This is a genomic window from Fertoeibacter niger, from assembly GCF_009380135.2.
GTDB classification, from domain to species: domain Bacteria; phylum Pseudomonadota; class Alphaproteobacteria; order Rhodobacterales; family Rhodobacteraceae; genus Fertoeibacter; species Fertoeibacter niger.
Genome location: NZ_WHUT02000021.1, coordinates 1 through 17,335 on the forward strand (window position 1 = coordinate 1; position 17,335 = coordinate 17,335).

Below are 17,335 nucleotides of genomic sequence, written 5' to 3' on the forward strand. Positions count from 1 at the left end.
CCTCAAGACGGTCCGGAAACAGCGTCACCTGATCCCGGTCTACCCCTTCAATGAAACCTGACATAAATGCACTCCTGTATCGCAGGAAGCATACCATATCTGGAGGTTTTCACACAGCCTCGGCTCTAACCGACCGAACCCAAAAGCCACCGGACACGACCAGGCATTCACTTCATGTCACAAGCGACCCATCTGCGCTGCGTGTCCCGCTGCATGAAATGCCGACCCCGAACCCGCCGCAGGAGCCTCCGGCCAGCCCTAAAACTCCACCCCCGCCTGCGCCTTTATTCCTGACCGGAACGGGTGTTTCACCAGCGTCATTTCCGTCACCAGATCGGCCAGCTCGATCAGTTCCTCTTTCGCATTGCGCCCGGTCAGCACCACATGGGTCATCGGCGGCTTGTGGTCGCGCAGGAAGGCCACCACTTCGGCCACGTCCAGATAATCATAGCGCAGGGCGATGTTGATCTCGTCCAGCAGCACAAAGCGGATGGCGGGGTCCAGGATCAGCGCCTTTGCCTTGGCCCAGCCTGCCTGCGCCGCCGCCACATCCCGCGCACGGTCCTGCGTTTCCCAGGTAAATCCCTCGCCCATCGCGTGAAACTGGCAAAGGTCCGCGAAATGGCCTTCGATCAGCCGCCGCTCGCCCGTATCCCAGGCCCCCTTGATGAATTGCACCACCGCGCAGGGCATGCCATGCGCGATGCAGCGCAGGATCATGCCGAACCCGCTGGAGGATTTGCCCTTGCCCGCCCCGGTGTGCACGATCACCAGCCCCTTGTCGCCGCTTTTTGTCGCCATGATCTTGTCGCGCGCGGCCTTTTTCTTGGCCATCTTCACCGCATGGCGGGCATCGGGATCGACGACCACGGCGGCGGCATCTGCGGGCGTTTCAACGGGGGCATCACTCATCGGTCCGGTCCTTCCGGCTTGACAGTCGCGGGGCGGCGTGGCTTGGGTAGGGCTACGTTGGTTCCTGTCGTAAGGCAGGCTAAGAGGGAATGCGACAGGTTTTCGTGCATGCGAAGCCCCAAGCGCAGCCGCCCCCGCGACCGTGACCGGAAAGGTCGCCCGATGCCACTGGCCTCACAGGCCGGGAAGGTGGGCCGACCGTGGGGCAACCCATATCCGCAAGCCGGGAGACCTGCCCGCGTAGATTGATTGAACGGGCGGACGGGGTGTTCCGCAACCGGCATGGCGGCGCATGGCGCCCCGGTCTGGTGCATTCCCCGCCATAGCGACGGAACGAACATGGCGGTCACGCTTCTTGTCTGCACAACCTGCCGCGCGGGCCTGCCGGTGGAGGAGGGCACCCCCTGCCCCGGCCTGCGCCTGCATGATCTGCTGGCCGAAGGGGTGCCCGAAGGCGTCACCCTGCGCCCGGTGGAATGCCTTTCGGCCTGTTCGCAGGGTTCCGCCGTGGCCCTCAGCGCGCCCGGCCGCTGGACCTATGTCTATGGCCGCCTGACCGAGGCCGACGCCCCCGACATTCTGGCCGGGGCCGCACTTTACGCGCAATCCGCCGATGGCATCGTGCCCTGGCGCGACCGCCCTACGGTGTTTCGAAAGAACTCCATCGCCCGCATTCCCCCGCTTGAGGTATCCGCATGACCACGCTTGAAAAAATTCCCGTCACCATCATCACCGGCTTTCTGGGCGCGGGAAAGACCACGCTGATCCGGCATCTGATGGCCAACCCGCAGGGGCTGCGGCTGGCGATACTGGTCAATGAATTCGGCACGATGGGCGTCGATGGCGACATCCTGAAATCCTGCGCCGATGCCAATTGCCCGGTGGAGAATATCGTGGAACTGGCGAATGGCTGCATCTGCTGCACCGTGGCCGATGATTTCATCCCCACAATCGAGGCGTTGATGGCCCTGCCGCACCGCCCCGACCATATCCTGATCGAAACCTCGGGGCTCGCCCTGCCCAAACCGCTGCTGAAGGCGTTCGACTGGCCCGCGATCCGCTCGCGCATCACGGTGGACGGCGTGATTGCCTTGGCCGATGCCGAGGCGGTGGCGGCGGGCCGGTTTGCCCCCGATGTGGCGGCGGTGGATGCCCAGCGCGCCGCCGACCCCGGCCTTGACCACGAAACGCCGCTGTCCGAAGTGTTCGAGGATCAGATCCTTTGCGCCGACCTGATCCTGCTTTCGAAAGCTGATCTGGCAGGCCCCGCCGGGCTTGATGCCGCCCGCGCCGTGATCCTGGCCGAAACCACCCGCCAGATCCCGATCCTGCCGATGACCGACGGCATCATCGACCCGCGCGTGATCCTGGGGCTGCATGCGGCGGCGGAAAATGACATCGCCGCCCGCCCCTCGCACCATGATGGCGAGGACGACCACGAGCACGATGATTTCGACAGCGTGGTGATCGACCTGCCCGAAATCACCGACCCCGAGGCTTTGGCGGATGCCATCCGCACCCTTGCGCGGGACCGGCATATCCTGCGGGTCAAGGGTTATGTCGCCGTCACCGGCAAACCGATGCGCCTGTTGGTGCAGGCGGTGGGCGAACGTGTGCGCCACCAGTTCGACCGCCCGTGGAACGGTGCGCGCCTGTCGCAGTTGGTGGTCATCGCCGAACACCACCATATTGATGCCGCCGCGATCCGCGCCGTGCTGCTGGCCGCCGTGCAACCGGCGGCAATCGAGGCCTGAGCCATGCATGTCGTCTTCCGCGAAAGCCACGGGCTTGAGGAAACCGAAACCCCGTTCGATGTGGGCCAAAGCCCCGCCGATCTGGTGGTTCTGTCGTTTTCCGACAGCGACCTTGGGGCTTTCGCGGCGGGCTGGCACCGGGCCAAGGGGGCGTTGCCCACCCTGCGGCTGGCCAATCTGGTGGCGCTGAAACATCCCTTGTCGGTGGATACCTATCTGGATCAGACGCTTGCCCATGCCAAGGGCATCCTGATCCGGCTGATCGGCGGGGAAAGCTATTGGTCCTACGGGCTGATGCAGGTGCAGGACATGTGCCGCAGGCGCGGCATCGCCTTGGCCGTGCTGCCCGCCGACGGGCGCGAGGATGCGCGGCTGGATGCGCTGTCCACCCTGCCCACTTCCACCCTGCGCCGCCTTTCGGCGCTTTGCGATGCCGGTGGTGCGGTGGCGGCGCAGGCGGCGCTGGCGCAACTGGCACTGGCGGCGGGGCTTTATGCCGGGCCTGTCGCGGGTGAGAAAACCGTGCCGGACTGCGGCTGGTATGACCCGGATCAGGGGATAATCCCGGCACCAACCCGTTCGACAGATGCCGCCGCTGCCCCTGACGGCGGGGCCGGGCATGATGCGGGCTCACCCGCCATTGCCATCACCTTCTACCGCTCCTACCTCACCTCTGCCGACACGGCCCCGGTCGATGCCCTGATCCATACCCTGCGCGCGCGGGGTTTTCGCGCCTATGGCCTGTTTGCCCCCTCGCTCAAATCCCATCCGGCTTGGCTGCGGGGTGCGCTGACCGCGCTGAACCCCGCCGCCATCGTCAATGCCACTGCCTTTTCCGCCCGGGGCGAGGATGGCGCATCGCCGCTGGATGCACCGGGCTGCCCGGTGTTTCAGGTGGCCCTGTCCACCGCACGCCGCCGTGACTGGGCGGGGGCCGAACGAGGCCTGTCGCCCGCCGACCTGGCGATGCATGTCGTGCTGCCCGAGGTGGATGGCCGGATCTTCACCGGCGTCGCCAGTTTCAAATCCCCGTCCCGCCGCGACCCGGAACTGGAGTTTTCCCGCTTTGCCCACCGCGCCGATGCCGCACGCATCGCTGCCATTGCAGACCGCGTGGCCGCATGGCACCGCCTTGGCGCCACACCAGCCCGTGAACGCCGCCTTGCCCTGATCCTGTCCACCTACCCCGGCCGTGCCGACCAGATGGCCCATGCAGTTGGCCTTGACGCATTGGCTTCGGCCGAGGCGATCCTGTCAGACCTCGCCGCCGGTGGCTATGCCGCCACGCCCGAACCGCTGGCCGGCTCTCTTGGCCACAGCACCCTGTCATGGCCGCTGCAAGCCTACCGCGAGGCCCTGCAAACCCTGCCAGACCCGTTGCAGGCCACCCTTACCGCCGCATGGGGCGCGCCGGAAGCCGACCCCGCCTGCCGGGACAACGCATTCCACTTCCACGCCCTCATCGCAGGCGACACCATCGTCGCCCTGCAACCCGAACGGGGTGAGGTGCAGGCCCGCGACGCCGATTACCACGACCTTGCACGCACACCGCGCCATGCCTATGTCGCCTTCTACCTTTGGCTGCGCGCCCGGGGCATCCACGCGCTGATCCACATCGGCGCACATGGCACGCTGGAATGGCTGCCGGGCAAATCGGTGGCCCTGTCGGATACCTGCTGGCCCGAGGTGCTGACCGGCCCCATGCCGGTGATCTACCCTTTCATCGTGAATGATCCGGGTGAAGCCGCGCAGGCCAAGCGCCGCATCGGTGCGGTGACGCTGGGCCACCTGCCGCCGCCGCAGATCGCGTCGCACACGCCTGACCGCATGCTGCGGCTGGAGCGGCTGCTGGACGAATATTCCACCGCCGACGGGCTGGATCCGGCCCGGCGCACCCGCCTGATTGCCGACATCCGGGCCGAGGCGCAGGTGGCGGGGGTGGAGGATGACCTTGGCCTGACCCCCACCACCAGCCCCGCCGAGGCCATCACCCGCATCGACCGTTTCGTGTGCGACATCAAGGAAAGCCAGTTCGGCGACGGGCTGCATATCTATGGGCTTGCACCCGGCGAGACAGAGGGCCTGCGCACGGCCCTCAATGCCCTCCGCGTGGCCCCCGGCCCATCAGGTTCGCCCAACCGGGGCCGCCGCGATGTGCTGCCCACGGGCCGCAATCTTTATTCCGTCGATCCGCGCGCCGTGCCGTCGCGCGCGGCACAGGCGCAGGGGGTGAAACTGGCCGAGGAACTTCTGCGCCGCCACCTGCAAGATCACGGCGACTGGCCGCGCGGGCTGGTGGTCGATCTGTGGGGCTCCGCCACCATGCGCACGGCGGGCGAGGAATTTGCCATGGCGCTGCATCTGGCAGGCCTTGCGCCGCTGTGGGATCAGGGGTCGGAACGGGTGTCGGGTTATGAAATCCTGCCGCTGGCGCTGCTGGACCGGCCCCGCATCGACGTGACGCTGCGCGTGTCGGGCCTGTTCCGCGACACGTTCCCCGGCCTTGCGCAGATGTTCGAGGCGGCAACGCAGGCGCTGGCCACCCGGGATGAGGCGCCAGAGGATAATCCCTATACCCTGAAATCCCCCCGCGTGTTCGGCCCAAAACCCGGCCTTTACGGCATGGGCATGGCCGATGCCTTGGAGGATTACACCGACGAGGGCCGCGCGCGAGCGGGCGAGGCGTGGCTGGCCGCATCGGAATGGGCGCTGGATGCCAAGGGCAATTCCACCCGCGACCGTGGCGCGCTGGAGGCGCGGCTGCACGGGGCAGATGCCTTTGCCCATGTGCAGGATTTGCCGGAAACCGACCTGCTGCTGGCGTCTGACTATGCCGCCCATGAGGGCGGTTTCGCCGCCGCCATGGCCACGCTGGGCCATGCGCCTGCGCAATACCATATCGACGCCACCCGCGAAGGCGCCCCCCGCGCCCGCAGCCTGACCGAGGAAATAGCCCGCGTGATCCGCGCCCGCGCCGCCAACCCCGACTGGGCCAACGGCATGATGCGCCACGGCTTTCGCGGCGCCGCCGAGATCACCGCGACGATGGATCATCTGGCCGCCTTTGCCCATCTGACCCGCGCCGTGCCCGCGCATCTGATCGACCTTTACCATGATGCCACGCTTGGCCGTGCCGACCTGACCGCTTTCATGGCGCGCGAAAACCCTGCCGCGCTGGCCGCGCTGCGCGCCCGGTTTCAGGCGCTGCATGACGCGGGGCTGTGGGTCACGCGCCGAAACTCCATCGCGGCAGGGCTGGCGCATGGGTGACAAGCCCCAGGTCATCGAACCCCAGATCAAGGGCTGGTGCCCAGGTGCCCTGCGCCCGATGCTGTCGGGCGACGGGCTGGTGGTGCGCATCCGCCCGCCTCTGGGCCGCCTGACCGCCGCGCAGGCCGCGGGCATCGCGGCACTGGCGCAGACGCATGGCAACGGGCTGATCGACATTTCCGCCCGTGCCAACCTGCAACTGCGGGGCGTGACGGATGAAACCTACCCCGCCTTGATCGACGGGCTGCGCGGCCTTGGCCTGATCGACCCCTCGCCCGAGGCCGAGGCGCGGCGCAACATCACCGTCACGCCGTTCTGGGTGGCAGGCGATGACACCGAAACACTCGCGACGCATCTGGCCGGGGCCTTGGCGGGGGCCAGCCTGCACCTGCCCGGCAAGTTCGGCTTTGCCGTCGATACCGGCCCCGCGCCGGTGCTGCGCGGCACATCTGCCGACATAAGGCTGGAACGTGGGGTCGATGGTGGCCTGATCCTGCGCGCCGATGGCTGCGGCCTTGGCGTGGCAGTGACGCCGGACACCGCCGCCGCGATGGCCTTGGCATTGGCGGATTGGTTTCTGGGTTCCGGTGGTGCGCCTGATGGCCGTGGCCGCATGGCCGCACATCTGGCGGCCGGGGCGGCGTTGCCTGCATGTTTCACCACCCAACCCGCCCAGCCGCTTGCGCGGACTACCACCCGAGATGCCCGCACGCCCGGCCCCACCCCGCAAGGCGCGCTGGTTGCCTTTGCCTTCGGGCAGACCGATGCGGGCACCCTTTCGCAACTTGCCACCGGGCCGATCCGCCTGACCCCGTGGCGCATGCTGCTGCTGGAGGGACGTGACGCCCCCGCCCTGCCCGGCCTGATCACCGATCCTGCCGACCCGCTGCTGCGCGTCATCGCCTGCACCGGTGCGCCCGGTTGCCTTCAGGCGCATCACGCCACCCGCCCGCTGGCCCGTGCGCTGGCCCCGCATGTGCCGCCGGGGGCCGTTCTGCATGTGTCCGGCTGCGCCAAGGGCTGCGCGCATCCGGGGCCGGCCGAATACACCGCCGTCGCGGCACCCACTGGCATCCGCATGGCCCGCCATGCTACGGCCAGCGCCACCACCGGCCCTGCCCTGCCACTGGCCGCCCTGCTGGCCCGCCCGCAATCCCTGTTCGAGACGCCCCATGCCCCACAGCTATGAAACCGACGGTGCGACAATCTACCTGCGGTCTTTCGCCATGATCCGGGCCGAGGCCGATCTGGCCCGTTTCACGCCGGAAGAAGAGATTGTGGCCGTGCGCATGATCCACGCGGCGGGCATGGTGGGGCTGGAGGCGCATATCCGTTTCACCCCCGGCATGGCGATTGCCGCGCGAATGGCGCTGGAGGCGGGTGCCCCGATCCTGTGCGACGCGCGGATGGTATCCGAGGGCATCACCCGCAGCCGCCTGCCCGCGGGCAATGCGGTGATCTGCACGCTGAACGACGCCGAGGTGCCCGCGCTGGCCCGGGCCATGGGCAACACACGGTCGGCGGCGGCGCTGGAGCTATGGCGGCCTCACCTTGAGGGCGCTGTGGTTGCCATCGGCAATGCGCCCACCGCGCTGTTCCACCTGCTGAACATGCTGGAAGACCCGACCTGCCCCCGCCCTGCCGCCATCATCGGCTGCCCTGTCGGTTTCATCGGTGCGGCGGAATCGAAAGATGCGCTGATGGCGGCCGCGCCCTGCCCCGCATTGATCGTGCAGGGGCGGCTTGGTGGCTCGGCGATCACGGTGGCGGCGGTCAATGCCCTGGCCAGCCGGAAGGAGTAGCGATGGGCAAGATCATCTGCGTGGGCCTTGGCCCCGGCGACCCCGACCTGATGTCGGTGAAGGCCGACCGGCTGGTCCGTTCCGCCGCGAATGTCGCCTATTTCCGCAAGGCGGGCCGGGCCGGGCAGGCGCGGCGGATCGTGGATGGCATGCTGGCGGAAAATGTCACCGAATACCCGATGGAATACCCCGTCACCACCGAACTGCCCTTTGACAGCCCCGACTACAATGCCCTTCTGGCTGCGTTCTATGACGATTGGGCCGGACGGCTTGCCACCATCGCCGCCACGCGGGATGTTGTGGTCTTGTGCGAGGGCGATCCGTTTTTCTACGGATCTTTCATGCATCTGCAAACCCGCCTGCAAGGCCGGGCCGAGGTGGAGGTGATACCCGGCATCACCGGCATGACCGGCTGCTGGCATGCATCGGGCACGCCGATCACCTGGGGCGATGATGTGCTGTCGGTGCTGATGGGCACGCTGTCCGAGGCCGATCTTGTGCGCCACATGCAGGCGGCGGATGCCCTGGTGGTGATGAAGACGGGCCGCAACCTGCCCAAGGTGCGCCGGGCGCTGGCGGCGGCGGGGCGGCTTCAGGATGCCTGGCTGGTGGAACGCGGCACCATGCCCGGCCAGCGCGTCGCCCGTCTGGATGCGGTGGAGGCCGCCGATTGCCCCTATTTCGCCATCGTGCTGGTGCATGGCCATGGCCGCAGGCCAGAGGCCATGGAATGACCGGTTGGCTGGTGGTCGCCGGTCTGGGGCCAGGGGATGACGCGCTGGTGACGCCCGAGGTCACGGCTGCGCTTGCCCAGGCCACCGACATAGTGGGCTACATTCCCTATGTCGCCCGCGTGGCACCCCGCCCCGGCCTGTCGCTGCATGCCTCTGACAACCGGGAGGAGATGGACCGCGCCCGCCATGCGCTGGCCATGGCCGCCGAAGGGCGGCGGGTGATGGTGGTGTCATCCGGCGATCCGGGCGTGTTTGCCATGGCCTCGGCGGTGTTCGAGGCGCTGGAGGATGCGCCGGATTGGCAGGCGCTGGATATCCGCATCCTGCCCGGCATCACGGCGATGCTGGCGGCGGCAGCGCGGGCCGGTGCGCCGCTGGGCCATGATTTCTGCGCCATCAACCTTTCCGACAACCTCAAGCCCTGGCCGCTGGTCGAACACCGCCTGCGGCTGGCTGCCGAGGCGGGTTTCGCCATGGCCTTCTACAACCCCCGCTCTGCCAGCCGCCCGCACCAGTTTGCCCGCGCGCTGGAAGTGCTGCTGGAATGCTGCGGCCCCGACCGGCTGATCACCTTCGCCCGCGCCGTTACCACGCCCGAGGAACGCATCACCACCGTCACGCTGGCCGAGGCCACGCCCGACATGGCCGACATGCGCACCGTGGTGATCCTGGGCAACCCGGCCACCCGCCGCGTCGGGCGTTTCGTCTACACCCCGAGGCGGGCATGACCCAGCCAGACCATCACCTCGGCCACCGAACCGGCCACCGGGCGCGGGGGCACCTGCGGCCGGTCAATCAGGATCACCGGCAGGCGCAGCGCGCGCGCGGCATCCAGCTTGGCCCGCGCGCCGCTGCCGCCTGCGTTCTTGGCGACCACATGGGTGATGCGGTGCGACTGCATCAGTGCGGTGTCACCTTCCACCGTGAAGGGGCCACGCGCCACGACGACCTCGGACCGCGGCAGGGGCACATCGCCCGGCACATCGACCAGACGCAGCAGGTAAATGTGCTGCGCCTTGGCGGCAAAGGCGGCCAGATGCTGCTTGCCGATGGCCAGAAACACCCGCGCGGGCGTGGCGGGCAGGGCAGCCACCGCCCCGGCCAGATCGGGAACGGCCAGCCAGTCATCACCCTCGCCCGCAGTCCACGCGGGCCGTTCGAATCCCAGCAGCGGCACGCCCGCGATGGCGCAGGCCGCCACGGCGTTGCGGGTCATCTGTGCGGCGAAAGGATGGGTCGCATCGACCACATGGCTGATGCCCCCGGCCCGCAGGAAATCAACCAGCCCTGCCACGCCGCCAAAGCCGCCCACGCGGGTGGGCAATGGTTGCGCCACCGGGGCTGCGGTGCGCCCGGCATAGGAAAACACCGCCTCCACCCCCGCCCCTGCCAGCGCGCGGGCCAGAAGGCTGGCCTCGGTCGTGCCGCCCAGAAGCAGGATGCGTGGCATGGCTGATCCCTTCTCCCAAGATGATCCGGGCCCGGCGGTTGCGGCAGATGCCGGTGATCCCGGCCCCTTGAACCCCAGAACGCCCTGGCTGTCCATCATCGGCATCGGCGAAGATGGCCTGCCGGGCCTGACGCCCGCAAGCCGTGACGCGCTGGACGCCGCCGAAGTCGTGTTCGGCGGTGCGCGGCATCTGGAACTGGCCAGAGCGGGCGAAAGGGGCAGGCCGTGGCCCCTGCCCTTTGCTGTGGAACCGGTGCTGGCATTGCGGGGCCGCAGGGTGGCCGTGCTGGCCTCGGGTGATCCGTTCTGGCACGGGGCGGGCGGCAGTCTGGCCGCGCATCTGGCACCGGGCGAGTGGCAGGTCTTTCCGGCCCCTTCGACCTTCAGCCTTGCCGCCGCCCGTCTGGGCTGGCGGCTGGAGGAAACGCAGTGCATCGGCCTGCATGCCGCGCCATTCGCGCGGCTGCGCCCGCATCTGGCGCAGGGTGCGCAGATCGTCGCGCTGCTGCGTGACGGGGTGGCGGTGGCGGAACTCGCGGCATGGCTGACGGATCAGGGCTTTGGTCCCGCGACCCTGCATGTGATGGAGGCGCTGGGCGGCCCGCGTGAACGCATCCGTTCCCTGAGCGCCGATGGATCAGTGCCGCGGGGTATCACCGCGCCCGTCAGCGTGGCGATCTCGGCCCGGATGGCCGAGCGCCCTGAAAACCCCGGCCTGCCCCGCAGCCCCGGCTTGCCCGACAGGGCCTTTGCCCATGACGGCCAGATCACCAAACGCCGCATCCGAGCGCTGACGCTGGCCGCGCTTGCCCCCCGCAACGGTGAATTGCTGTGGGACATCGGGGCCGGATCAGGGTCAGTCAGCGTGGAATGGTGCCTTGCGGGCGGGCGCAGCTTCGCCATCGAACAGCACCCCGACCGTGCCGCCAACATACGCGCCAATGCAGCGGCTTTCGGGGTGGATCACCGGCTGGCCGTGATTGCGGGCGCCGCGCCCGATGCGCTTGCCACCCTGCCCCGCCCCGAAGCCGTGTTCATCGGCGGTGGCGGCAATGAAGCGCTGCTGCATGCGTTGTGGCTTGCCACGCCCCCCGGAACCCGGCTGGTCGCCAATGCCGTGACGCTGGAAACCGAGGCGCTGCTGGCCCTTTGGCACGGCGCAAAGGGTGGCGAGCTGATCCGCATCGAACTGGCCGAGGCCACCCCGCTGGGGCGGATGCGCGGCTGGACGGCATGGCGGCCCGTGGTGCAGTGGAGCGTCACGCGATGACGGGGAAAGCGAAAGTGGCGGGTTTCGGCTTCCGCACCTCGGCCACGACCGCCGCCTTGCAGGATGCTCTGGCTGCCGCCGGGGGGCCGGATGGCCTGACCGCGCTGGCCACGGTGGTAGAAAAGGCCAGCGCCCCCGCCCTGCTGGCGCTGGCGCATAGCCTGTCGCTGCCGGTGCGCGCCATCGGCCCCGACGCCCTGAAAGCCCAGACCACTGCCACCCAATCGCCCCGCCAACTCACCCGCTTCGGCACCGGCAGTCTGGCCGAGGCCACAGCCTTGGCCGCCGCAGGCCACGGCGCGCGGCTGACCGGCCCGCGCGCGGTGTCGCAGGATCGCACAGCCACCGCCGCCATCGCAGAAGGACCAGACCCATGACCGTGCATTTCATCGGCGCAGGCCCCGGTGCCGCCGACCTGATCACCCTGCGCGGGCGCGACCTGATCGCGGCCAGCCCGGTCTGCCTTTACGCAGGCTCGCTGGTGCCCGCCGCTTTGCTGGACCATTGCCCGTCCGGCGCGCATGTGGTGAACACGGCGTCCTTGTCGCTGGACCAGATCATCGCCGAAATCGCCGCCGCCCATGCAAAGGGGCAGGATGTGGCCCGGCTGCATTCGGGCGACCTGTCGGTGTGGTCGGCGATGGGCGAACAGCTGCGCCGCCTGCGCGCGCTGGATATCCCCTATGACGTGACGCCGGGCGTGCCATCCTTCGCCGCTGCTGCTGCCGCCCTTGGGGCCGAACTGACCCTGCCCGGCATTGCGCAATCGGTGATCCTGACCCGCACCTCGGGCCGCGCCTCGGCCATGCCCGAAGGCGAAACCTTGGCCGCCTTCGCCGCCACCGGGGCCACGCTGGCGATCCACCTGTCGGTGCATGTGCTGGACAGGGTGCTGGCCGAACTGACGCCGCATTATGGGGCGGATTGCCCCGTCGCCGTGGTGTGGCGCGCGTCATGGCCCGATGAGCGGATCGTGCGCGCCACCCTCGCCACGCTTGAATCCGCCATCGGTGCGGAAATGGAGCGCACGGCCCTGATCCTCGTTGGCCGCGCGCTGGCGCAGCAGGATTTCGCCGAGAGCCGCCTTTACGCGGGCGATTACGACCGGCGTTTCCGCCCGGTCGGCACCGAACCCCGCTTCCCTGACGCATCATGACACCCGGCCTGCTCATCTCTGCCCCGGCCTCGGGCACGGGCAAGACCACGCTGATGCTGGGGCTGTTGACCGCCCTGCGGGCGCGCGGGCTGGCGGTGCAGCCGTTCAAAAGCGGGCCGGATTACATTGATCCGGCCTTTCATACCGCCGCGAGCGGCCGCCCTTCGGTGAACCTGGATTCGTGGGCGATGCCTGCCGCCCAGATAGCCGCACAGGTGGCGGGGGCCGAGGCCGCCGATCTGATCCTTGCCGAAGGGTCAATGGGCCTGTTTGACGGCGTGGCGCAGCCGGGGGCTTTTGGCACGGGGGCCAGCGCCGATGTGGCCGCGATGATGGGCTGGCCGGTGGTGCTGGTGCTGGATGTGTCGGGGCAGGCGCAATCTGCCGCCGCCGTGGCGCTGGGCTTTGCCCGGATGCGGCCTGATGTGACGATCGCAGGCGTGGTGCTGAACCGCGTCGCCAGCCCCCGGCATGAGGCGCTGGTGCGCGTGGGGATGCAGGCGGTGGGCCTGCCGGTTTTTGGCGCCCTGCCCCGCCGCAAGGCCATTGAATTGCCCGAGCGGCATCTGGGGCTGGTGCAGGCGCAGGAAAACCCCGATCTGCCGCGCATGCTGGCGGATGTGGGCGATTTCATCGCGGAACATCTTGATCTGGATGCCATGATCGCGGCGGCGCGCGGCACGGCGCAGCATCCCGCTGCCGCGACCCCAACCACTCCCCCCGGCCAGCGCATCGCCCTTGCCCGTGATGCCGCGTTTTCCTTTGTCTATCCGCATCTGCTGGCGGCCTGGCGGGCTGCGGGGGCGACGGTTCTGCCCTTCTCTCCCCTCGCCGACGAAGCGCCCGACCACAGCGCAGATACCTGCTGGCTGCCCGGCGGCTATCCTGAACTGCATGCGGGGCGGCTGGCGGCGGCAGAAGCCTTTCGCACCGGCCTGACCCGCTTTGCCGAAACCCGCCCGGTGCATGGCGAGTGTGGCGGCTACATGGCGATGGGGGCCGGGCTGGTGGATGCCAGCGGCACGCGGCACCGGATGGCGGGGCTGCTGGGGCTGGAAACCTCGTTCCATGCCCGCAAAATGCATCTGGGCTACCGCCATGCCACCCTTGCCGCGCCGATGCCCGGCCATGCGCAGGGGGCGCGGCTGCGCGGCCATGAATTTCACTATGCCACCATCACCGCGCAGCCCGATGCCGCGCTGGCCCATGTGACCGATGCCAATGGCACCCCGGTGCCGGAAACCGGATCACGGCGCGGCCATGCCACCGGCACGTTCTTTCACCTGATCGCAGAGGCCACATGACCGGCTTTGTCTCTTTCGTCTCTTCCGGCCCCGGCGACCCGGAGTTGTTGACGCTGAAGGCGGTGAACCGCCTGCAAGCCGCCGATGCGGTGCTGTTTGACGATCTGTCCTCGGGGCCGATCCTGGCCCATGCCCGCGCCGGGGCCGATCTGGTGGGCGTGGGCAAACGCGCGGGGCGGGCATCGCCCAAGCAGGATCATGTCAGCCGCCTGCTGGTGGATTATGCGCAGACCGGCGCGCGGGTGGTGCGGCTGAAATCCGGCGATTCAGGCATCTTTGGCCGGCTGGAGGAAGAGATCACCGCGCTGCAAGCGGCAGGCATTGCGTTCGAGATCATTCCCGGCGTGCCATCCGCCTGCGCCGCCGCCGCCGCCGCGGGCATCCCGCTGACCCGCCGCCTGACCGCGCGGCGCGTGCAGTTCGTGACCGGGCATGACATCACCGGCGCGCTGCCCGCCGATCTGAACATGGAGGCGCTGGCCGACCCCGCCGCCACGACGGTGGTGTTCATGGGCAAGCGCACCTTCCCCGCACTTGCCGCCATGCTGATCGGCGCGGGCCTGCCGCCAGACACCCCCGCCCTGCTGGCCGAAGCTGTCAGCCACCCCGAACAGCGTCTGCACCGCAGCACGGTGGCTGGGTTGGCCAGCCTCTTGGCGGCCGAGATGGCCACCACCCCGGCGTTGATCCTCTATGGCGCGCTGGCGGACGGTTGACTTGGCCCGCGCCGGATGACATCCCTGTGAACGACGGTTCCACGACGCCCTGACGGGCCGACGGATGAAAAGGGAACGCGGTGAGGTGTAGCCAGAAGGCGCCAAACCCGCGACTGCCCCCGCAACTGTAAGCGGCGAGCCGCCCCGGAACATGCCACTGGCCCGCTTTGGGCCGGGAAGGCCCGGGGAAGCGACGACCCGCAAGTCAGGAGACCTGCCGTCATGGCGCTTGCGCCGCAGCCGCCGGACCACCGGCACCCCTTCACCCGCCGTCGGGGATGACGGCAAGGAGACTGACATGCACATCGAACCGGGCCTCGTCGCAGGCACCAAGATTGTCCTCAGCTATGCCACCGCCGCTGCCGCCAGCGGCTATACGCTGAAACTGGCCTATGACAGCCTGCGCGAAAAGGGCCTGCCCTCGCTGGCGCTGCGCGCGGCCATCGCCACCGTTGCCGCATTCGCCTTTTTCGAGGTGCTGCCGCATTACCCGGTCGGCGTATCCGAGGTGCATTTCATCCTCGGCTCCACCCTGTTCCTGATCCTGGGCGCAGCCCCCGCGGCCATCGGGCTGGCCATGGGCCTGCTGTTGCAAGGGCTGTTCTTTGCGCCCTTCGATCTGCCGCAATACGGGATGAACGTGACGACGTTGCTGGTGCCCTTGTTCGCGTTGCAGGTCATCGCCGCCCGGATCATCGCGCCGAACACCGCCTATGTGAACCTCAGCTATGGTCAGGCATTCGCACTGTCCACCGCCTATCAGGGCGGCGTGGTGGCCTGGGTGGCCTTCTGGGCGATCTGGGGTGACGGGTTTGCGGCGGGCAACCTCGCATCCATCGCCACCTTTGGCGCGGCCTATATGCTGGTCGTGCTGATCGAGCCGATTGCCGATCTGGCCGTTCTTGCCGGGGCCAAGGCCCTGCGCGGGCTGAACGGCAGCCCGCTGGTCACTCCGCGCCTTTACAACGCCGCCTGAGCCTTTGCGCGGCCCCTTACCGGGCCGCGCCTTTCCCATGACACACCTTCTGCTTATCGGTATCGGCACCGGCAATCCCGAACACCTGACGCTGCAAGCCATCCGCGCGCTGAACCGCGCCGATCTGGTGCTGATCCCGCGCAAGGGTGCGGACAAGGCCGATCTGGCTGACCTGCGCCGCGCGATCTGCGCCGAGGTGATCACCAACCCCGCCACGCGGCTGGTGGAGTTTGATCTGCCCACACGCGACCCCGCCACCCCCGGCTATATCGCCCGGGTGAACGACTGGCATGACGCGATTGCGACGGTCTGGGCCGAAACCATCGCGCGCGAGGGCGGGCAGATTGTGGCGCTGCTGGTCTGGGGCGACCCGTCGCTGTATGACAGCACCTTGCGCATCGCGGCCCGGCTGGAACCTGCGCCCCGGATTACCGTGATCCCCGGGATTACCTCGATGCAGGCGCTGACCGCCGCGCATGCCATTCCCCTGAACGCGCTGGCCGCGCCGTTTCTGGTGACGACGGGCCGCCAGTTGCGCGATCACGGCTGGCCTGCGGGCGTGGATACGCTGGTGGTGATGCTGGACGGGGAATGTTCGTTCCAGTCTCTGCCGCCGGAAGGCGTCACGATCTGGTGGGGGGCCTATGTGGGCATGGCCGAGGAAATCATCCGCCACGGCCCGCTTGGAACCACCGGCCCCGACATCATCACCACCCGCGCCGCCGCCCGTGCGGCGCATGGCTGGATCATGGATATCTACATCCTGCGGCGGTAGGGGATTTGTGCGCGGCAGAACGGCGATCATCAAGCGGTGTCGGCTTGATGAGTGGCGGCGCTAACCCTGCGAAATCACCACATCTGCCGCCACCGATTGCGCCGCCACAAGGCGGGCATTGGGAATGTCGTTCGACAGCGCCCATGCGCGGGCGTCGGCGTCAGACATTCCATGGTCCAGCCAGCGGCGGATCAGGCGGCGCTCCAGTTCCGGCACCGGCACGTCGATGAACACGGTCAGGTCATAGGCGGCGCGGCACGCGGCCCAGGGTTCGGCGTCAAGCAGCAGATAGTTGCCCTCGATCACCAGGAAACGGTCGGCATCCGTGACCAGATCGGCACCGGCGCGGGCCAGATCGGCGGCGCGGTCGAACACCGGTATGGCCACCTCGCCCCCCGCCCGCAACCGCGCGACCAGATGGGCAAAGCCATGGGCATCAAACGTGTGGGGCGCGCCCTTGCGCGAGCGCCAGCCGCGCGCGTCAAGCACGGCGTTGTCATAGTGGAACCCGTCCATCGGCACCACCCGGGCACCCGCGCCCAATTCCGCCACCAATGCTGCGGCCAGCGTCGATTTGCCCGCCCCGGGGGGCCCGGCAAGGGCGGTGATGAACCGCCCCCCGGTTTCGTGCAACGACCCCGCCTGCGTGCGGATCAGATCCGCCAGCGCGGCAGGTGTCATGCCGCCTCGGCCACGCCGTCGGGCAGTTTCGCGCCGGTCATATAGGCCACCGCATCGGACATCGAATGTTCCGACGGCTTGATGACGCACAGCCGCTTGCCCAGCCGGTGAATGTGGATGCGGTCGGCGACCTCGAACACATGCGGCATGTTGTGGCTGATCAGGATGATCGGAATCCCCCGCGAGCGCACATCGCGGATCAGTTCCAGCACCCGGCGGCTTTCCTTGACGCCAAGGGCCGCTGTAGGTTCATCGAGGATCACGACCTTGGAGCCGAATGCCGCCGCCCGTGCCACGGCCACGCCCTGTCGCTGCCCGCCCGACAGGGTTTCCACCGCCTGGTTGATGTTCTGGATCGTCATAAGCCCCAGTTCGTTCAGCTTGGCCCGGGCGAATTTCTCCATCGCGGGGCGGTCAAGCTGGCGGAACACCGTGCCCATGATGCCGGGCTTGCGCAATTCGCGCCCCATGAACATGTTGTCGGCGATGGACAGCGCGGGCGACATGGCGAGCGTCTGATACACCGTTTCGATGC

The 17,335-nt window shown here is 68.6% G+C and carries 18 protein-coding genes and 2 riboswitches; of the genes, 14 read left to right on the forward strand and 4 right to left on the reverse strand.

Translation table 11 applies throughout. From position 1 onward, the window contains the following. Positions 1-258 precede the first annotated feature (258 nt). Positions 259-912, reverse strand: coding sequence for a cob(I)yrinic acid a,c-diamide adenosyltransferase (cobO, locus tag GEU84_RS20440; RefSeq protein ID WP_174540090.1), 654 nt, complete (start codon positions 910-912; stop codon positions 259-261). A gap of 41 nt (positions 913-953) precedes the next feature. Beyond that, a riboswitch (cobalamin riboswitch) is annotated at positions 954-1,166 on the forward strand. Positions 1,167-1,251: 85 nt separating this feature from the next. Here cobO and GEU84_RS20445 point away from each other — a divergent pair. The 7 genes from GEU84_RS20445 to cobJ are packed head-to-tail and all read left to right on the forward strand — an operon-like array spanning position 1,252 to position 9,200. Next, entirely contained in the window at positions 1,252-1,611 is a 360-nt protein-coding gene (locus tag GEU84_RS20445; RefSeq protein WP_174540091.1) for a DUF1636 family protein, read from the forward strand. Continuing rightward, complete coding sequence (gene cobW / locus GEU84_RS20450; protein WP_174540092.1) at positions 1,608-2,666, forward strand: cobalamin biosynthesis protein CobW; 1,059 nt, start codon at positions 1,608-1,610, stop codon at positions 2,664-2,666. Before GEU84_RS20445 ends, cobW begins: the two co-directional genes overlap by 4 nt. Positions 2,667-2,669: 3 nt before the next feature. Further along, positions 2,670-5,936, forward strand: coding sequence for a cobaltochelatase subunit CobN (cobN, locus tag GEU84_RS20455; RefSeq protein WP_174540093.1), 3,267 nt, complete (start codon positions 2,670-2,672; stop codon positions 5,934-5,936). After that, a complete protein-coding gene (cobG, locus tag GEU84_RS20460; RefSeq protein ID WP_174540094.1) occupies positions 5,929-7,125 on the forward strand; it encodes a precorrin-3B synthase in 1,197 nt (398 codons plus the stop codon). Before cobN ends, cobG begins: the two co-directional genes overlap by 8 nt. Beyond that, complete coding sequence (locus GEU84_RS20465; protein WP_174540095.1) at positions 7,109-7,738, forward strand: precorrin-8X methylmutase; 630 nt, start codon at positions 7,109-7,111, stop codon at positions 7,736-7,738. Before cobG ends, GEU84_RS20465 begins: the two co-directional genes overlap by 17 nt. A 2-nt stretch (positions 7,739-7,740) precedes the next feature. Next, complete coding sequence (locus GEU84_RS20470) at positions 7,741-8,472, forward strand: precorrin-2 C(20)-methyltransferase (RefSeq protein ID WP_174540096.1); 732 nt, start codon at positions 7,741-7,743, stop codon at positions 8,470-8,472. Beyond that, entirely contained in the window at positions 8,469-9,200 is a 732-nt protein-coding gene (gene cobJ / locus GEU84_RS20475) for a precorrin-3B C(17)-methyltransferase (protein WP_174540097.1), read from the forward strand. The genes GEU84_RS20470 and cobJ overlap by 4 nt, the downstream gene beginning before the upstream one ends. On the opposite strand, the gene GEU84_RS20480 is transcribed toward cobJ, so the two are convergent. After that, the gene (locus tag GEU84_RS20480; RefSeq protein ID WP_174540098.1) at positions 9,179-9,922 is read right to left on the reverse strand and encodes a cobalt-precorrin-6A reductase; all 744 of its coding nucleotides are present in this window, start codon (positions 9,920-9,922) and stop codon (positions 9,179-9,181) included. The genes cobJ and GEU84_RS20480 overlap by 22 nt on opposite strands. On the opposite strand from GEU84_RS20480, the gene cbiE reads away from it, so the two are divergent. The 7 genes from cbiE (at position 9,921) to cobF (ending at position 16,119) form a co-directional block, all read left to right on the forward strand. Continuing rightward, complete coding sequence (gene cbiE, locus GEU84_RS20485) at positions 9,921-11,192, forward strand: precorrin-6y C5,15-methyltransferase (decarboxylating) subunit CbiE (protein WP_174540099.1); 1,272 nt, start codon at positions 9,921-9,923, stop codon at positions 11,190-11,192. The genes GEU84_RS20480 and cbiE overlap by 2 nt on opposite strands. Beyond that, entirely contained in the window at positions 11,189-11,569 is a 381-nt protein-coding gene (locus tag GEU84_RS20490) for a cobalamin biosynthesis protein (protein ID WP_174540100.1), read from the forward strand. Before cbiE ends, GEU84_RS20490 begins: the two co-directional genes overlap by 4 nt. After that, a complete protein-coding gene (cobM, locus tag GEU84_RS20495) occupies positions 11,566-12,348 on the forward strand; it encodes a precorrin-4 C(11)-methyltransferase (RefSeq protein WP_174540101.1) in 783 nt (260 codons plus the stop codon). The genes GEU84_RS20490 and cobM overlap by 4 nt, the downstream gene beginning before the upstream one ends. Then, positions 12,345-13,652 (forward strand): cobyrinic acid a,c-diamide synthase CobB, encoded by a 1,308-nt coding sequence (locus GEU84_RS20500; protein ID WP_174540102.1) that lies wholly within the window; start codon positions 12,345-12,347, stop codon positions 13,650-13,652. Before cobM ends, GEU84_RS20500 begins: the two co-directional genes overlap by 4 nt. Further along, on the forward strand, positions 13,649-14,368 hold the full coding sequence (gene cobA, locus GEU84_RS20505; RefSeq protein ID WP_174540103.1) for a uroporphyrinogen-III C-methyltransferase: 720 nt from the start codon (positions 13,649-13,651) through the stop codon (positions 14,366-14,368). The genes GEU84_RS20500 and cobA overlap by 4 nt, the downstream gene beginning before the upstream one ends. Positions 14,369-14,386: 18 nt before the next feature. After that, positions 14,387-14,604, forward strand: a riboswitch (cobalamin riboswitch). A 62-nt stretch (positions 14,605-14,666) separates the two neighbouring features. Next, entirely contained in the window at positions 14,667-15,344 is a 678-nt protein-coding gene (locus tag GEU84_RS20510; RefSeq protein WP_174540104.1) for an energy-coupling factor ABC transporter permease, read from the forward strand. A gap of 37 nt (positions 15,345-15,381) precedes the next feature. Then, positions 15,382-16,119, forward strand: a complete 738-nt coding sequence (gene cobF, locus GEU84_RS20515) for a precorrin-6A synthase (deacetylating) (protein ID WP_174540105.1) — start codon at positions 15,382-15,384, stop codon at positions 16,117-16,119. A gap of 60 nt (positions 16,120-16,179) precedes the next feature. Here the strand turns inward: cobF and GEU84_RS20520 are convergent, their stop codons facing one another. Together GEU84_RS20520 and GEU84_RS20525 are read right to left on the reverse strand one after the other, a co-directional pair. Further along, entirely contained in the window at positions 16,180-16,800 is a 621-nt protein-coding gene (locus GEU84_RS20520) for a nucleoside triphosphate hydrolase (protein WP_174540106.1), read from the reverse strand. After that, on the reverse strand, positions 16,797-17,335 hold a 539-nt coding region (locus GEU84_RS20525; protein ID WP_174540107.1), incomplete at its 5' end, for an ATP-binding cassette domain-containing protein. The genes GEU84_RS20520 and GEU84_RS20525, both read right to left, overlap by 4 nt.

Excerpts from the sequence above, each read along its gene's own strand:
- cobO (WP_174540090.1), bottom strand. The coding sequence starts at position 912 with ATGAGTGATGCCCCCGTTGAAACGCCCGCAGATGCCGCCGCCGTGGTC.
- GEU84_RS20445 (WP_174540091.1), top strand. The coding sequence starts at position 1,252 with ATGGCGGTCACGCTTCTTGTCTGCACAACCTGCCGCGCGGGCCTGCCG.
- cobW (WP_174540092.1), top strand. The coding sequence starts at position 1,608 with ATGACCACGCTTGAAAAAATTCCCGTCACCATCATCACCGGCTTTCTG.
- cobN (WP_174540093.1), top strand. The coding sequence starts at position 2,670 with ATGCATGTCGTCTTCCGCGAAAGCCACGGGCTTGAGGAAACCGAAACC.
- cobG (WP_174540094.1), top strand. The coding sequence starts at position 5,929 with ATGGGTGACAAGCCCCAGGTCATCGAACCCCAGATCAAGGGCTGGTGC.
- GEU84_RS20465 (WP_174540095.1), top strand. The coding sequence starts at position 7,109 with ATGCCCCACAGCTATGAAACCGACGGTGCGACAATCTACCTGCGGTCT.
- GEU84_RS20470 (WP_174540096.1), top strand. The coding sequence starts at position 7,741 with ATGGGCAAGATCATCTGCGTGGGCCTTGGCCCCGGCGACCCCGACCTG.
- cobJ (WP_174540097.1), top strand. The coding sequence starts at position 8,469 with ATGACCGGTTGGCTGGTGGTCGCCGGTCTGGGGCCAGGGGATGACGCG.
- cbiE (WP_174540099.1), top strand. The coding sequence starts at position 9,921 with ATGGCTGATCCCTTCTCCCAAGATGATCCGGGCCCGGCGGTTGCGGCA.
- GEU84_RS20480 (WP_174540098.1), bottom strand. The coding sequence starts at position 9,922 with ATGCCACGCATCCTGCTTCTGGGCGGCACGACCGAGGCCAGCCTTCTG.
- GEU84_RS20490 (WP_174540100.1), top strand. The coding sequence starts at position 11,189 with ATGACGGGGAAAGCGAAAGTGGCGGGTTTCGGCTTCCGCACCTCGGCC.
- cobM (WP_174540101.1), top strand. The coding sequence starts at position 11,566 with ATGACCGTGCATTTCATCGGCGCAGGCCCCGGTGCCGCCGACCTGATC.
- GEU84_RS20500 (WP_174540102.1), top strand. The coding sequence starts at position 12,345 with ATGACACCCGGCCTGCTCATCTCTGCCCCGGCCTCGGGCACGGGCAAG.
- cobA (WP_174540103.1), top strand. The coding sequence starts at position 13,649 with ATGACCGGCTTTGTCTCTTTCGTCTCTTCCGGCCCCGGCGACCCGGAG.
- GEU84_RS20510 (WP_174540104.1), top strand. The coding sequence starts at position 14,667 with ATGCACATCGAACCGGGCCTCGTCGCAGGCACCAAGATTGTCCTCAGC.
- cobF (WP_174540105.1), top strand. The coding sequence starts at position 15,382 with ATGACACACCTTCTGCTTATCGGTATCGGCACCGGCAATCCCGAACAC.
- GEU84_RS20520 (WP_174540106.1), bottom strand. The coding sequence starts at position 16,800 with ATGACACCTGCCGCGCTGGCGGATCTGATCCGCACGCAGGCGGGGTCG.